Source organism: Lacibacter sp. H375 (assembly GCF_037892425.1).
Lineage (GTDB): Bacteria > Bacteroidota > Bacteroidia > Chitinophagales > Chitinophagaceae > Lacibacter.
Map to the genome: position 1 here is coordinate 4,260,332 of NZ_JBBKTT010000001.1, position 14,841 is coordinate 4,275,172.

A 14,841-nucleotide genomic window follows, 5' to 3' on the forward strand; every position below is an offset into this window, starting at 1 on the left:
AGGCGATAAATCATTGGTTGGAAATGTGAGGTGAACTCTAAATTATACGCCACTTTTCATAAAACCAAATTTCCGTTGCCTTTGTTCGTGCCTTCACACACCATTCGTTTGCCCGGGAATTTCACACAATGGACCTCGGGATCTATATAGTTTCACTTCCGGGGTCGGTTACACCAGACCCCGGGCCGACAAAATTCTAACTGGGGGTCGATTTTTGCAAGTGCCGTTACAGGTAATCGCTAAAATGTTTGTTGAGCAGATCGTGAAGCATTTGTTTCGTAAGTGGTTTTGTTTCAAAGCCGGTTACTTCTTCAATTTCTTTTGCCTTTTTTATATGATCGGGATTGGCAGAGGTGGTTAATATCACCAGCACCACTCTGGCTTTCTGCTCTTTGTTGAGCTGTTTGTAATGTTCCAGGAACTCCCAGCCGTTCATCTTTGGCATGTTCAGATCAAGAAAAATAATTTCCGGCACCTCCAGGTTTTCATTCTTCAGGTAGGCCAATGCTTCCAAACCATTTAAGGCAATATCAATACGGTGGGCGATGTTCATTTCATCTAATATCACCTGGTGATACAAGTTATCATCATGGTCGTCATCAACCAGTAATATACAATTGAGTTTTTTCTTCATAAGAGGTCCGTTATGTGGTGGGTTATGTGGTTGGTAAACTAAAGTAAAACGTACTTCCTTTGCCCGGCTCCGATTCAATCCAGATTTTACCGCCGTGAAGTTCAACAATTTTTCTGCATTGAGCAAGCCCTATGCCGGTGCCGGGAAATTCTCTCCTGCTGTGTAAACGTTGAAAAATAATAAAGATGCGTTCTTGGTATTCCTGTTCTATACCAATACCATTATCGCTTATTGAAAAAAGCCAGTGGCTCCCTTTCTGCACTGCTGAAATGTTTACCACTGGAGTGGTGCCGGGCTTCTGAAATTTGATTGCATTGCTGATGAGATTTTGAAAAAGCGATTGTAAATAACCAAAGCCATTTACAACGGGCAATGCAGCAACATGTATTTGTGCCCCGCTCTCTTTTATTCTTGCCTGCAGTGATATGAGTACTTCATTCACCAATTGATTGCAATCGATCCTCTTTTTTTCAAGATCGTTCCCAAGGCGTGAATATTCAAGCAGATCAAAAATAAGTTGCGACATGCGCTGCACTCCGCCCATTACCAAACCCATATAATCGTGCACCTTTTGATCTGGATGCGTTTCAAGTTTGCGTTGAAGCAATGAGGTAAAATTGCTGATACTCCTCAGCGGCTCCTGCAAATCGTGCGAAGAAACATAGGCAAACTGTTCAATCTCTTTGTTCTTGCGCTCGAGTTCAATGGTATAGTCAAGTATCTTTTTCTCTGCCTTTTTTTGTTTGCTCACATCAAGGTAAGAAGTGATGGTATAGGGTTTGCCATCGATTTCTATGAGATCGTAATACAGTACGGCGTCAAATGTATTCCCGTCCTTTTTTGTGTATAGCACTTCAAGGCCGTTATTGCCCATGGCCGTTTTTAATTTGATCAGCAGTTTCACATTCTCCTCGGGCGGTAATGTCTGCAACTCCTCCACCGAACGGGTTTCGTTAAGATAAGATAGTAAAATAGGATATACTCTTGCCTGCTCCTGCGGCGAGAGTAATTTTAATTCATCTGATGTATGGCCAATTACTTCTTCTTTACTGTAGCCGAATAATTTCTGGAAAAGATCGTTTACAAATACAATTTTATTTGTGCCGATCTCCGAGAGGGTTGTGGCAATGGGATTCTCGTTAAAGATCTTAAAAAAGCGTTCGCTTGATACTTTCAGTTCCTGTTCAATCTTTTTGCGACGTTGAAATTCTTTTGCAATAATAATGGCCAAGATCAATGTAATGAGCAACGATAAAATTCCTTCAAATAGAAAAACAGTTCTTGCCCGTTCAATACTTTCGGCTGTACTTACCGTTCTGCCTTGAAAGCGGTTTAACTCTTCCTCCTGCATTCGCCTGTTCACCGTCCGTATATCATCCATGATATGTTTGCCTTCGTTCGAGCGCATTACGTTGGCAATTTCTTTTTCATTACCCCGGTTCTTTAAGGAGATGAGTTTTTCAATGTAAGCAAGTTTCAGAGTAATGAACTTTTCAAGCGCAGTAAGATTGGTTTGCTGCACCAGGTGGGCGCTTAACAGTGTGCGCAGCTGGTTGGTATTTGAATCAATTCGTTTAACCGTTTCATAATAAGGTTCCAGGTAACTTGAGTCGGCCGTAATGATGTAGCCACGTTCAGCCGTTTCTGCATCGAGCAGTAGCGAAAAATTATCTTTTAATGCAATTACAGCCGTGCGGGTTTGCACCTGTACTTCAAGATTGCTTTTTACTTTTTTAATGGTGGAGATTGACAGCAGCATGGTGCCAGCCAGCAGCAGCACAATTAAGACAATAATCAGCGTTATTCTTGTTTTAATGGAGGGTTCTCTCATGACCTGCCGGTTTTACAAAATGATCATCGTTGCTGGCTACTTGCTTACTGTTGCACCTGTGGCTGCATACAGGGAATGCAACAACACAAATGCGCTGCGATTATACGTAACAAGTTTCATACCGCAAAGCCTGTGTACCAGGATGGGAATGCGGAAGGTATTATTTTGCCGGTTCGTGTAGGTGTACAAGTTACCATTATGTACGTCCGGGTCTCACGCAGTGGACCTCGGGAGTTAAATATTCTAACTCCCGGGGTCTGTTACACCAGACCCCGGGCCGACGGAATTTAAAAGTTGTTAGGTGCAGCACATCTTTTCCAATATTCCATAATAACCGAAATTGTTTTTTCTAACTCTGCTATTGATGTTTGTTTTACAAAAAAGCCTTGAACAGACAAACTGTAAGCATCTATTACAGCTTTCTGGTTTAAAGCAGTTGAAAAAAACAAATAAGGAATACACTTGAGTGCCAATGCAGCATCAGTTTTTAATTTATCTCTTAAGGCAAAACCGTCCAGTTTAGGCATATTAATGTCAGACAGTATTAAAAATGGTAATCTGTCAGATTTGTTTAAAAAATCAAGAGCCGAAACACCATCGCTAAAGAAAATAAGTTCGTTTGTATAATTCAGGTTTTGAAAAACTTCCATAAATAACTCCTGATCATCGGCATCATCTTCAATTATTATAACAGGGCCATTCTTATTCATAATGTTGTTTTTTTAAGATTAATTATATTTTATTGCTCAGGTGGGTCTCCTCAAAGGAGCTCGCCCTGTATTATTCATTTGTTCCATTACGGAGATCTAACTATCCAATTTCTTCACGACTTCTTTCAATGCATGTAGTCACTCATTTGTATGCCCGGGGCTCACGCAGTGACACCGGGCCGTGTTTTATCTGAGAGTAATCTATTAAAGTTAGCTTCTTAACCGCATTCCTGTTGCCTTGGTTCCAGTCTTCACGAACTATTGAACAACTTTATTCCTGTGCGTGAAGACACGAACCGGGGCGTTAGAAATTGCAGCAAACCACGGGCCAACGGAGTGGCATCCTTTCGCACTTAATGAACTCGGAATTCATTCCACGTTAATCGCTGTTTCTTTATCAATTGTAGGTTTTTATCTAAAACGATGGTCTTTCTATTGAGTTGATAATTGATTTTCAGTTTAACTGTCACTTCTTTTTCATTGTCTAAGTTGTAAACTGTGCGAAGAAATACATACTTGTCTTCACTTGATGTGTCTGATTTCAATATAGTATAGTTTTCAATCGTCAGGTTATTTTCTTTACTTCCATCGTCCCAAAATAAATAACTATTTTCTCTTGTTAGTGGTTTGCCTTCATCGGATTGCATTTCAAATGAAAAGTTGTTAATGGTCAAATTATTACTGCTGTCTGATGACGTGAACCATGTGTCAATACATTGGTCGTTTTGAGGAAAGTAATCCGGGATTTCTACTTTTATAATTGCATTATTTATTTGTTGCAGAGTTATCCCATTTGAAAGTCTTTCATTAGTTCCTTTAACGTAATAGTTTGTCTCAATCCAGGGAATAATTGGCAGTCCTGCAAATAGTCCTACGATATAGATTACGATAAAAATAAATAGTGATAGAATTATCCACCTAAAATAGTTACGAGATTTTATCATGCCATTGCTGCTAACGGGCAGGGCTTTATGCAGTTTGGGAATTCGTATTCCGTCTGCCGATAACCGCTGCTGATTGAAAATATACTATTGAATGTAAGAACTAAAGTTGAGATTAATCCTGTACGTCAGGCGTCTCACGGAGTGGACCTCGGGCTTTATATTTCTTGAAATGGTTTCTGGCTTTGCGTTCGGGTGGGTCTCGGAGCACAAGTTTCAATTTATTCTTAAAATTCATTAGTAGCACTCAGCTCCACGTTTGCACGTCAGTCCGCCTGACATAAACCCGTGTTAAATACAGGCCTTAAGTCATTTGAATGCTTTCCTCGAAATTAGTTTTTAATCCATCCAATTCAAATTCCCCAACCATTTGAAATAACTGCTCAATATATTTGAATGTCATAGTTGTAAAATGATCGATTGTTGCATCACTTAGTATATTTATTGTATTAATATTCGGTGCGAAGGATGTATTTAGTAGATTTTTTTCTAATAAATATTTTAAAACACTATCATACTTATCTTGTCCTTCTACTACAATATTCCCATTTGCTTCAAAATAATTAATGTCAATTTCTACCCCATGAGTTAGCAAATTTCTAAAAGTAAATAAATACGAAATCGCCTTTAATATATCGCCATTAATCAAATCACTTGATTTTTTATTCGTAATCATTTCAAGTAATGAAACAGTTTCTCTCCATGAAGACTTAAGTACTTTTTCATCTAGATATCTTGTAATATTGTCGAGATACTGTTTATTCTTTTCGTCTTTAAAATCTCTTACCCAAATTATTTCGAGAATCATTTCAGAAACAATACCCTCGACGTAACTTGTCAAATCCGTCAATATTGAAGCGTTAATTGTATTGGTTAAATATGCTTTATCCTCAATTTTATTTCGCTCGGTCTTTTTCCAATTAATCATACAAGGTGTGTAATACCAAGTAGGAAAGGGATCATTTATTATATATTTCTTCATTCTAGGCTTGCATATAACGACCGAGTATTGCCGAAGGCGGGATATTTGTTGCTGTGTCCGCCTGGAACTACGGCCGAATAATGATTTAAAAAGTTGAAGTTAACAACTAATTGGTGATCAGAATTCCGTCACGCCTGGATGATGTACAATAGCGATTTGCTGATGATTGATATTCCGTCTGCCCCGCTTTTGGCAATACTTTTGTTAGGCGCAGTTTTGATTTATTGGGGAGTATATTTTCTGATAAACAAATTCACACCTTCAAGCATCAATTTAATTTTCTGTCTATCATTTACCTCGTCAAAATGTCCGTGTGCCGCATCATTTCGAGTTCCTCCCCATGCTGTGATGTCTTTGTAGTCCTGTTTGTTAATTAAATCTTTCTTTTTAAGTTCCTGTGCATATGAGTCTAAAGAATTTTTAATAGTAGTTAAGTCAACGCCTTCCTGCTCTAGCCAAGTTCTTAAGAATTCTTCTAACGAAGCTCCAATAAGTACAGCTGGTGCAGATGCATGTATTTTTGAATCTGATAAGAGTGAATTTGCTTGATCAAGAAAGTCGGAAACAGTTTCTATTTGTATTTCTCTTTCATAAGACAAATTACTCATTAGCCCATTTTCAGTGAACCTAACAAATGAAGCCATTACATTTTTTGCTCTTCTTTCAAACTCATTCCAATCTGTAATTGGATTGTTTAAAATTTTGTAGAAATCACTAGATTCTCCCACGAATCTTCGTATAAATTCTCTTGATTCAATTCTGAGACTAGATCTATCACCTAATGCTCCAATTCTTTTAGCTTCCTTTATCAGTTGTTCTTTTTCCATTTGAATTAGATTGCGCCTAACACTAATATTTATGCCATTATATGCAACAGCTTAAACATAAATGCAATTGATGATTAATATTTTAGTGTTATACTTTTTGTATTGTTGTTAGTACAATCCGTTTTTCCCTTATCCGTGTCCAAACGTTTATACACAACTGTTATATAAAAAAGACTTAAAAAAATCGTTGGAGTATCCCGGTGCATCGTTCTGTCTCTTCTCCAGTGCAGCAATCAAGATTTGTCCCGGGGGGAGCGTAGCGTATGCAGTTGTTCGCTCTGGCTGTGCCGGTGTTTTTCGGTTACACGTGCTGCATTGCTAAAATAAGGCAAATAAAATGAAAGGCTATCAACAGTAATCCACAAACGATATCAGGCAGGGCCATGCCTTGCATTATCTTATTCTCACCAGGCTGTATATGACCATACACTGCCCTTTTCCCCGGAGGAACTTTGCTTTTGCATATAATACGATCATCATTTCCTCAGAGGAAATTGCCTTTTGAATACAATACTGTCATCATTTCCCCCGAGGAAATTGCCTTTTGTATACAATACTATCTTCATTTCTTCCGGGGAATTTGCTTTTGCGTATAATACTGTGGTCATTTCCCCGGAGGAAATTGCCTTTTGCATACCATGAGGTGATAATTTCCCCTTGGGAAATGGGCGTTGGTTGATCATGAAACGGGCATTATTCCTGAAAAAAACTTTGTTTTCCCGTAAAAACAGGTAAACAAGCACAAGGGAGTTTTTCTCTTTTTCATTGTAGAAAACCACATTTTGTAAAAAAAGCGTGGTTTAAAAACCTGTTGTCTTCATTGTACTATAATTTTTCCTGAGATTTTCTATACCCGCTATGTAGTATAGCAAGGCAGGCGATTGATTTTTTGTTTTGTGGGGTTAAACCGTGAAAGACAGCTATACCGCTTTCCCGGAATTCATCTATTTAAATTCAATTTTTATGACCAGAACAATTCTGAGTTTCTCAAAGTTTACCGATGGTACACTGGAGAGCAAAACACACAGCATTATCAGCAGCATGACTGCCAATGCAAACTTCCCCACTCCTGTTCCTGCCATTGTTGATGTGCAGGCTGCTGCCACTGCTTTTTCGGCCGCTCTTGTAAAAGCGGGTACGGGTAACCGTGTGGATGTGGCCGACAAAAATGCAAAACGTGAAACGCTTACCGGTTTGCTGCGCACACTTGGTACGTATGTAAACCTTGTGGCCAATGGCGACCGTACACAATTGCTCAGTTCAGGGTTCGACATCAGTAAAGATCCTCAACCATTGGTGATCAGCAAACCTGAAAACCTGAAGGTTGAAAATGGTTTAAGCAGCGGCCAGTTGTTTGTTACTGTAAAAGCTGTGAAAGGTGCTTATGCTTATTTGCATGAATACACTACTGATGCATCACTTGCGCCGGGCAGCTGGGTAACTACCAACTCTACTGCCAGCCGTTATACATTTAATAATCTGCAACCGGGTACTGTTTATTACTGCCGTGTGGGTGCAATAGGCAGCAACAATCAATTGCTGTACAGCGATGCGGTGAGCCGCATGGTAATTTAAGTTGTTGAAGCATTCGATATAAATTTTAGTTGAAAAGAAACCATCTGAAAGGATGGTTTTTTTTACACCTGGAATTTTTCCCACAACCATCCTCTCCTGGCTTCGGCCACTTAATTAAATACTGACATGAATTAATTGCACCAATGCCCGGCATCATTGCCTGGCAGTTGTTCAGTTACCACATTTGTTGTCCTGATAATTGAACAACATCTTGAACAACTCAATTAATAAACTCGGTTATTGGTGCGGGTTGCTGGCCTTTGCTTCCACAGCAACTTATGTTATTGTGCAGCTACTGCAGCTGGCGGGTGTTTTTCATTTTCCTGTCGATGAAATTTTGATCTATGCAAGCTCTCTTTGCATTGTACTCCCTTTTATTCTTGAAATGCTTGCATTGCATTATGTAACGCCCGAACCAAAAAAAATCTGGACGCATGCGGCACTTCTCTTTACCGTTCTGTACGCCGTGTTTGTTACGGCAAACTATGTTGTTCAGTTGGCAACAGTTATCCCTGAGAAGTTAAAAGGTGCTGCCAACAAAATCAGCATACTTGAACAAACACCCCATTCTATGTTTTGGGATTTTGATGCGCTGGGCTATATTTTTATGGGCCTTGCTATGTTTACAGCGCTTCCTGCATTTGAAAAACATGGATTTCAAAAATGGGTGAGGTTATCTTTTTTAGCCAACGCCATAGTTACACCGCTCATTACATTCGTGTATTTCTATCCAACCTATTCAGAGAAGTTATTAGTTCTTGGTTTTCCCTGGGGCATTACAGCGCCAACAGCAATGCTGATGCTCGCACTCCTCTTCAAAAAAAATAAACAATAAAACAGATCATGCCTGCACATCTGAAAAGATGTTTTTTTATTTGCAGCACCCTCCCCGGCCTGCATGGCAAATAATGCAATCGTATAACGATGAATGAACGGGCAGAATGATTTTCTGCAAATAAAAGGCGGCTGTATAGAAGAAATCGATTTCCATAACCCTATACCCACAGTGTAGCTTTGTAGTATCAATTGCTGATCAATAAAACCTTAACACATGAAAAAGAGTACAACTGCTTTGCTGCTGCTGCTTTTGTTCACTGCCTGTAAAATAAAAAAAGAAGAGATGCAGCCTGTGCAAAAACCAGTGATCAATGGTCAGCTGTTTTCGTATGGCACAAATACGCCGGTTGCAGGTGCGGCCATACATTCAAAAAAATGCACGAAAGCCGACTTTGTAGCTTGTACTGATTGGGATCAGAAAACGACTACCTCTGCCGCCGACGGGAGTTTTACTGTGCAAAGGGATTATCTTGATAATATACGGATTCATGCACCCGGGTATTGGAGTTATGTTGATGAAGTTGATAATGGCTATGTATGGTTTGATGGTTCCGCTACACCCAGGGGCAGCATGCAATACATCGTTAACAACGGATCGCTTGAAAAAGTAATTATTAACCTGGTGCAGGAAGCAAAAGTGAATGTGCATATTAAGAACACCTCTTTTATCAACGATTCTATACCCCCTATACCTTTTTACCTTGTTGCCGAAGGGAACATTGGCTCACACAACATAATGAGCAACTACTTTCCTTTGCGCAAAGGAATTGATACAACGTTTGAATACACAGCTTTTGCAAACATGAACAACCGCCTTTCAATAAAAAGGGGCTATGGCTTTATTGTTTCATCAGATTCAACGTTTACTTCAAAAGAGGTTTTTCTGACAGCAGGAAATAACGCTTCGCTTGCGATTAACTTTTAAACACATTGCCTTGTATCGATTACTCATGCGATTTAATGCAGTATTTCCTGGGGTTGTTTACAACTCACCCGGGGAACACGGTGCTGCGGAGAGCTGTTATCACTCAACACTCCCCTTTCTTAATATGCAAAAACAGGTTGATGCCTTCGGGTTCTTTACCCACAGTTATTTGTTGTGGATGTGCACCGGCGGCAATGGCCAGTTCAGTAAGATGTTGGGCACTGCGATGGTTTAATATCCAATCGCCCACCATTTCCATATAAATTTGGCTGGGGTTTTCATCGCTGAAATTGCCGATGATGATTTCACCATTGTCTGTTGCACATTCAATGAGCTTTTTTAATACTGCTGTAAAACTGCGGTCGCAGAAATAATCGAACAAACCTGCCGACCATACAATATCGAACCGTTCTTCTGTTCGAAACTTAAAAATGTTTTGGTTGATGAATTTTATTTCACCACCATGCGAAGCATTGATGCTTGTTGCATGTTCAATGGCACGGCTGTCCATTTCAACACAGGTAACGTTCATACGCTGCGGCTGAATGATTTCGAACAGTTCTTTGAGATCTCTTGCCGGGCCGCTTGCCACATCAAGCAAACGTAATGGAGCTTGTGACTGTTCAATACGATTGGTCATTGTGTTTTTAAAATAATCTTTACGGTTACGCACTGCTTTAGCCGCCACATGTTCTAAAGAATACTGATCCCAATAGTAATGATTGGTTGAGGGTTGTGCCTCGTTCAAATAAATCCGCTCGATGATCATAAAATCACCTGCATAACCATAAGGTTTGTTACGGATATGCCCCATAATTGAATCACTTGTTTGTAAGAACTTACATTGCTTCAATAAGTTGCTGCCAACTTCTGCAGGCAGTTCACCTGTTTTTAATTTTTTACCGATTTCTTCAAACAGGTAATCGGCATAAGCATATTGATGTTGCCGTGGGCCGCCCTGTTCAATAAGCGTTTCAATTTCTGCTACAATAAAATCCTGTTGTGCAATTTGGGTTGAGATAGGTGTTGTGTTCTGCATTTTCTGTTTTGTTTGATCAATGAAAGGTTAATATACATGCGCATGAAGCATCAACTTCAATTACATATTGACCACACAAAATTGTATGCAGAAATATAATGCAACAATTAATAACAACTGAACTGTAGAATAATTGATTTGAACAGTTGATTAATTGATTTGAGCAAGTGGGAACCGGTTACTGAAACCTTATTTCTTTGTACGGAATTATTTTACTTTCCTGCAATCGAAAACCTGCCGAGTTCTTTCAACCTTTGAATATGCGAAGAAAAAGCTTGCCACAAACTTGGTTTTAAATTGTAAACAAAGCCAAACTCTTTGGCAGTGCGCTCTACTATGGGCGCTATTTTCCTGTAATGTATATGGCAGATATTAGGAAACAAATGATGTTCAATCTGGAAATTCAAACCACCAATATAATACTCAAGGAAAAGATTGTTTCTTGCAAAGTCTGAAGTTGTACGCAATTGATGAACCGCCCATTCTTCGCTTATTTCTCCTTTCTCATCGGGTAGCAATTGCTCGGCACCATCAACCACATGCGCCAACTGAAATACAGTGCTCATAATAAACCCTGCCATCCAATGCATAACAAAAAAACCAAGTAATACCTGCCACCAGGTAAATGAAGTAAACAAAAGAGGAAGACCAATAAAAACAAAAAGATAAACAAGTTTTACAATGGTCATTTTTGTATACTCAAATGCAGGGCTTATGTGGTACTTACCGGTAATTCCCGCTTTATTGAAATGGTTCAGTTGACTGTAATCTTTAATAAGCTTAGCAATAGTCATTAAACCATAAAAGAAGAACGCATGAATGTATTGATAGCGGTGAATTTTTTTCAACGGGCCATACTGCGAAAAACGAATGGGGCCTTTAGAGTTGATGTCATGGTCGTAACTGTCAATATTAGTGTAAGAATGATGGAGGTAATTGTGTTGTATTTTCCAGTTAAACACATTGCTGCCTAGCAAATACATGGTGCTGCCGAGCATTTTGTTGATCCATTCTCTGTTGGAGTAAGAGCCATGAACAGCATCATGCATTACACACATGCCAACGCCCGCCATTCCTGCACCCGACAGAGCCGCCAAAAGCAATGCAACCCAGCCGTTCATTGGAATGATAAACAGGAGTACAAATGGGAAAATATAAGCGGCCAGCATAACCATGGTTTGAATGGCCATTCGCAGATTACCTTTTATCGAGATATTATTGTCTCTGAAATAATCGTTTACGTTTTTTCGAACTGCCAATCCAAATTGTTTTTGGTTGGCATCATTACTAACAAATTTTATTGTTTTCATAATTCCAACATTGATCAATTAAAAATTAGCAAGAAACCGGAAATCATGAAATGATATAAGGCGGGATAAGTATGATAGTTATCAGTACTATAACCTTAAGCAACAACTGTATACACTACCGGAATTTGTAAACTTTATGGGATATATTCTGAGTACCTGTAATTATTACAGCAAACGCCGAGCCGAATAAATAGTTAAACCGTTTTCTTTGGAGGCAGATCAAATGCTATTGCATCATGTTCAAAATGACCCTTATGTGAACTATCGCAGAATGGTTTATTTTTCGACAACCCGCAACGGCATAGTGAAACAATTTCCCTACCCTGTAGATTATACACCCCTCCGTTCTTATCCACTATTTCAAAATCGCCTTCTATTTTCAATGATCCGTTGTTGTTAACCGTAATTTTTGTTTTTGACATTCTATGTTTATTTATTTAAAAGTACATACTAAATGAAAACGATCGTAAAATGAAATGCATCTTCATCTGTGTTCCTTTGTCTTTATCCCCTCCGGAATGAAATTAGTTCAGACTATCATCCTTTTAACCAACCCGTTATACTCATCCTTGGTTTATTGCTGAGTAATACTTCGTGTTCCAGTTCACTGCTTTTAAAGAAAACAGTTTTGCCGCTTGTGGGTGTTATGTTTTCAATATGATCGTGATGATGAATACACAATTCTCCCCCATCACCTTCTGTCCATTCACTGTTGAGATACATGATCATGGAATATTTGCGGCTGTCATCGTTCTTAAATTGATCGAGATGCTTTTTGTAGAAACTTCCCTGTTCGTACAAGGCATAATGAAATTCGTAACCTGTAATTCCGGTGTAGCAGGTTTCATTCAAAAAAAGAATGAACGAATCCATGAGATCGAAGAAGGTATTTTCATGCGCATTGTTATGCGTTCGGTCGAGCCAATAGATGATATCGCTCCGGAATAACTGATCGTAGTGAACGTTGCTGTTTCCACCCGTACCGGCCGATTGCATTTGCTGAGAAGTATAAAGCGTTTGCAAATTTGCTTTCAACTGTAATGAAAGCGTTTTACTTAAAAAGTTTTCTGCAATTCCTACTTTGTTATTGATGAAGCTGTTGACGAGTGTATTAAAAATCTTTTCCAATAAATGGTTTGAAGCGGTGAACTGCGGTGAAGGTAGCCTAATTAACCCCAACCAGCTATAAAGAACAACAGCCGCACGGTTGCTTCATAAAAAAGTGTGTTCTTTGCAGTAAGATCAAACACTGCACATGCAACAATCGAACGATCCCCTGCACGGTAAAACATTAGAAATGATTGTAACGGCTCTTGTTGACCATTTTGGCTGGAAAGAGTTGGGACAGATCATCCGCATCAATTGCTTTAACAGCAACCCCAGTATTAAATCGAGCCTTACGTTTTTACGCAAAACACCGTGGGCACGGAAGAAGGTGGAAGATTTGTATTTGAGTATTCTGAAAAACTAAACTCATTACACTCTAAGCGAACCACGGAAGCCCCTTGCTGCATAATAAGATTCCGCACCGTTGTGATACACAAATACTGTGTTGTAGCGACGATCACAAAACAATGCACCATTAAGTTTACGGATGGCGGCAGGTGTTACGATCCAGCTCGATGTTTTTAAATCGAACTCGCCCAGTTGCTGCAGCTCACGGTATTGTTCTTCTGTTAACAATTCAATGTCCATATCTTTTGCCATTTCAACAGCACTGTTTTCCGGTTTATGTTCCTTGCGTTTCTCCAGCGCTTCATGATCATAACAAACACTGCGTCGGCCTTTGGGGCTTTCAGCTGAGCAATCATAAAAAATATATTCACCACTCTTTTTATCAAATCCAACTACATCGGGTTCGCCATCCGTTATTTCCATTTCATTGAGTGACCAAAGTTTTGCAGGGCTTGCTTCCAGCTTCTTCTGCACATCAGTCCACTCAATACCTTTATGGCGTTTCACGTTTTTTTCGAAACGTGTTTTTAATATGCTGATCAGTTCATCACTCTGTGAAGCTGATAGTTTCTTCTTTGTGTTACTCATTGATGTTATTATTAATAATGTTACCTGTCTATTAACCAACATTAATCATCCAATCCTTTTCCATCGAGAATCTTCTGCAAATACTTTTCAACTCTTGCTTCTCTTGTTTTGGATTGTTTGGCCGAAGAAAAATGCAGCAAGTATCCTCTTTGTCGTCCCGGTGTTAATTTTTCAAACGCAGCTTTCAGTGTTTTACTTTTAGCTAGTTTCTTTTGAAACTCTTCCGGCATAGTGTATTCGGCAACTTTTTTTAATTTCACTTTCAACCCTGCTTTCTCCACTTCAATGGCTTCATAAATATAAGCCTTCAGTATTTTTTCCAACTTCACGATTTCCTTACTGTTGGTGAAGCGTACCTGTCTTGCAGACTGTACATTCTCTGACTGCTGAATAAGAATACCATGATCGTCTTTTAGCAAGGCGCCTTTGAAAAACAAAACAGCACAGTATTCTTTAAACACATGTATCAGCACAATGTTACGACCTTCGTGCAGGTAACAGGGACTGCCCCATTTCAATTCCTCTGTTAATCCACAATCGAGAATGATCTTTCTTAATTTGGTGATCTCTTTCTCCCATTGTTCGTTTTTACTGAAATACCAATCAACTTCAGGATTCATCTTGCTAAGCTTTATATTATTTGAATGATTAATTACTGATCAAAGATTTCAAAAGGAGCACAACTACTCCTGGTAAGCTTTATGTTTTGCTGCAGCAGCAATCATTTTATCCAACACTTTTACATCAACATCTTCCAGTTTGTTGATATAAAGACAACCCAGGCCGGTTTTGTGTTTGCCTAATTTTGCTAATGCATCTGCATGTAGTTTGAGATCGATCAGGTGTAAAGAGAAATTAGCTTTACGTGGAGAGAAGCCGATTTTAAACCAATCTACTTCTCTTCCCGTAGCTGCACTTTTGTAGCGCACTTTTCCAAACCCGATCATAGAACTGCCCCACATTTTAGGTTCTTCTTTTGTTGCTTTTTCCATCATCTTCAGTATAACCCGGCAATCGTTACGCTTTTGCTCATCGGCTATAGCATTAATAAAATCATCTACGCTGGAAGAATTTTGCTTCGTTTTAATTTCAGCTAACTTACCCATGGGAGATCTTTTGGAGTTGACAATAAGTATTCCAAATGTAGAAAACCTCCTGCAGATAAGTAACGATTTTTAATAGGAGAA

At 39.1% G+C, this 14,841-nt stretch carries 17 protein-coding genes; 4 read left to right on the forward strand and 13 right to left on the reverse strand.

The window, feature by feature from the left end; translation table 11 throughout:
* Positions 1–226: 226 nt before the first annotated feature.
* The 6 genes from WG954_RS18195 to WG954_RS18220 all read right to left on the reverse strand — a co-directional run bounded on the left by WG954_RS18195 (position 227) and on the right by WG954_RS18220 (position 5,925).
* Positions 227–634, reverse strand: a complete 408-nt coding sequence (locus WG954_RS18195) for a response regulator (protein WP_340438252.1) — start codon at positions 632–634, stop codon at positions 227–229.
* Positions 635–656: 22 nt separating this feature from the next.
* Positions 657–2,465, reverse strand: coding sequence for a sensor histidine kinase (locus tag WG954_RS18200; RefSeq protein ID WP_340438253.1), 1,809 nt, complete (start codon positions 2,463–2,465; stop codon positions 657–659).
* 287 nt (positions 2,466–2,752) lie between these two features.
* Positions 2,753–3,175 (reverse strand): response regulator, encoded by a 423-nt coding sequence (locus WG954_RS18205; protein ID WP_340438254.1) that lies wholly within the window; start codon positions 3,173–3,175, stop codon positions 2,753–2,755.
* Positions 3,176–3,528: 353 nt separating this feature from the next.
* Complete coding sequence (locus tag WG954_RS18210; RefSeq protein ID WP_340438255.1) at positions 3,529–4,119, reverse strand: hypothetical protein; 591 nt, start codon at positions 4,117–4,119, stop codon at positions 3,529–3,531.
* 301 nt (positions 4,120–4,420) lie between these two features.
* Positions 4,421–5,098 carry a hypothetical protein gene (locus WG954_RS18215; RefSeq protein ID WP_340438256.1) on the reverse strand — a complete coding sequence of 226 codons (678 nt, stop codon included), beginning with the start codon at positions 5,096–5,098 and terminating at the stop codon, positions 4,421–4,423.
* A 221-nt stretch (positions 5,099–5,319) separates the two neighbouring features.
* The gene (locus tag WG954_RS18220; protein WP_340438257.1) at positions 5,320–5,925 is read right to left on the reverse strand and encodes a hypothetical protein; all 606 of its coding nucleotides are present in this window, start codon (positions 5,923–5,925) and stop codon (positions 5,320–5,322) included.
* Positions 5,926–6,888: 963 nt separating this feature from the next.
* On the opposite strand from WG954_RS18220, the gene WG954_RS18225 reads away from it, so the two are divergent.
* From WG954_RS18225 to WG954_RS18235, 3 genes are all read left to right on the forward strand, one after another.
* Complete coding sequence (locus WG954_RS18225; protein ID WP_340438258.1) at positions 6,889–7,500, forward strand: fibronectin type III domain-containing protein; 612 nt, start codon at positions 6,889–6,891, stop codon at positions 7,498–7,500.
* A 211-nt stretch (positions 7,501–7,711) separates the two neighbouring features.
* Entirely contained in the window at positions 7,712–8,335 is a 624-nt protein-coding gene (locus tag WG954_RS18230; protein WP_340438259.1) for a hypothetical protein, read from the forward strand.
* 216 nt (positions 8,336–8,551) lie between these two features.
* A complete protein-coding gene (locus tag WG954_RS18235) occupies positions 8,552–9,262 on the forward strand; it encodes a hypothetical protein (protein WP_340438260.1) in 711 nt (236 codons plus the stop codon).
* A 103-nt stretch (positions 9,263–9,365) separates the two neighbouring features.
* Here the strand turns inward: WG954_RS18235 and WG954_RS18240 are convergent, their stop codons facing one another.
* From WG954_RS18240 to WG954_RS18255, 4 genes are all read right to left on the reverse strand, one after another.
* Entirely contained in the window at positions 9,366–10,301 is a 936-nt protein-coding gene (locus tag WG954_RS18240; protein ID WP_340438261.1) for a class I SAM-dependent methyltransferase, read from the reverse strand.
* A gap of 212 nt (positions 10,302–10,513) precedes the next feature.
* Positions 10,514–11,611: a fatty acid desaturase family protein gene (locus WG954_RS18245; protein ID WP_340438262.1), complete on the reverse strand. Its 1,098-nt coding sequence runs from the start codon at positions 11,609–11,611 to the stop codon at positions 10,514–10,516.
* Positions 11,612–11,805: 194 nt separating this feature from the next.
* Positions 11,806–12,033 (reverse strand): CDGSH iron-sulfur domain-containing protein, encoded by a 228-nt coding sequence (locus tag WG954_RS18250; protein ID WP_340438263.1) that lies wholly within the window; start codon positions 12,031–12,033, stop codon positions 11,806–11,808.
* 115 nt (positions 12,034–12,148) lie between these two features.
* Positions 12,149–12,739, reverse strand: coding sequence for a 2OG-Fe(II) oxygenase (locus WG954_RS18255; RefSeq protein WP_340438265.1), 591 nt, complete (start codon positions 12,737–12,739; stop codon positions 12,149–12,151).
* 127 nt (positions 12,740–12,866) lie between these two features.
* On the opposite strand from WG954_RS18255, the gene WG954_RS18260 reads away from it, so the two are divergent.
* Positions 12,867–13,082, forward strand: coding sequence for a VF530 family protein (locus WG954_RS18260; RefSeq protein WP_340438267.1), 216 nt, complete (start codon positions 12,867–12,869; stop codon positions 13,080–13,082).
* A 5-nt stretch (positions 13,083–13,087) separates the two neighbouring features.
* On the opposite strand, the gene WG954_RS18265 is transcribed toward WG954_RS18260, so the two are convergent.
* The 3 genes from WG954_RS18265 to WG954_RS18275 form a co-directional block, all read right to left on the reverse strand.
* Complete coding sequence (locus WG954_RS18265) at positions 13,088–13,654, reverse strand: DUF4256 domain-containing protein (protein ID WP_340438268.1); 567 nt, start codon at positions 13,652–13,654, stop codon at positions 13,088–13,090.
* 41 nt (positions 13,655–13,695) lie between these two features.
* On the reverse strand, positions 13,696–14,274 hold the full coding sequence (locus tag WG954_RS18270) for a YdeI/OmpD-associated family protein (protein WP_340438269.1): 579 nt from the start codon (positions 14,272–14,274) through the stop codon (positions 13,696–13,698).
* A gap of 63 nt (positions 14,275–14,337) precedes the next feature.
* Complete coding sequence (locus tag WG954_RS18275; protein WP_340438270.1) at positions 14,338–14,760, reverse strand: DUF1801 domain-containing protein; 423 nt, start codon at positions 14,758–14,760, stop codon at positions 14,338–14,340.
* Positions 14,761–14,841: the final 81 nt, after the last annotated feature.

Excerpts from the sequence above, each read along its gene's own strand:
- WG954_RS18195 (WP_340438252.1), bottom strand. The coding sequence starts at position 634 with ATGAAGAAAAAACTCAATTGTATATTACTGGTTGATGACGACCATGAT.
- WG954_RS18200 (WP_340438253.1), bottom strand. The coding sequence starts at position 2,465 with ATGAGAGAACCCTCCATTAAAACAAGAATAACGCTGATTATTGTCTTA.
- WG954_RS18205 (WP_340438254.1), bottom strand. The coding sequence starts at position 3,175 with ATGAATAAGAATGGCCCTGTTATAATAATTGAAGATGATGCCGATGAT.
- WG954_RS18210 (WP_340438255.1), bottom strand. The coding sequence starts at position 4,119 with ATGATAAAATCTCGTAACTATTTTAGGTGGATAATTCTATCACTATTT.
- WG954_RS18215 (WP_340438256.1), bottom strand. The coding sequence starts at position 5,098 with ATGAAGAAATATATAATAAATGATCCCTTTCCTACTTGGTATTACACA.
- WG954_RS18220 (WP_340438257.1), bottom strand. The coding sequence starts at position 5,925 with ATGGAAAAAGAACAACTGATAAAGGAAGCTAAAAGAATTGGAGCATTA.
- WG954_RS18225 (WP_340438258.1), top strand. The coding sequence starts at position 6,889 with ATGACCAGAACAATTCTGAGTTTCTCAAAGTTTACCGATGGTACACTG.
- WG954_RS18235 (WP_340438260.1), top strand. The coding sequence starts at position 8,552 with ATGAAAAAGAGTACAACTGCTTTGCTGCTGCTGCTTTTGTTCACTGCC.
- WG954_RS18240 (WP_340438261.1), bottom strand. The coding sequence starts at position 10,301 with ATGCAGAACACAACACCTATCTCAACCCAAATTGCACAACAGGATTTT.
- WG954_RS18245 (WP_340438262.1), bottom strand. The coding sequence starts at position 11,611 with ATGAAAACAATAAAATTTGTTAGTAATGATGCCAACCAAAAACAATTT.
- WG954_RS18250 (WP_340438263.1), bottom strand. The coding sequence starts at position 12,033 with ATGTCAAAAACAAAAATTACGGTTAACAACAACGGATCATTGAAAATA.
- WG954_RS18260 (WP_340438267.1), top strand. The coding sequence starts at position 12,867 with ATGCAACAATCGAACGATCCCCTGCACGGTAAAACATTAGAAATGATT.
- WG954_RS18265 (WP_340438268.1), bottom strand. The coding sequence starts at position 13,654 with ATGAGTAACACAAAGAAGAAACTATCAGCTTCACAGAGTGATGAACTG.
- WG954_RS18270 (WP_340438269.1), bottom strand. The coding sequence starts at position 14,274 with ATGAATCCTGAAGTTGATTGGTATTTCAGTAAAAACGAACAATGGGAG.
- WG954_RS18275 (WP_340438270.1), bottom strand. The coding sequence starts at position 14,760 with ATGGGTAAGTTAGCTGAAATTAAAACGAAGCAAAATTCTTCCAGCGTA.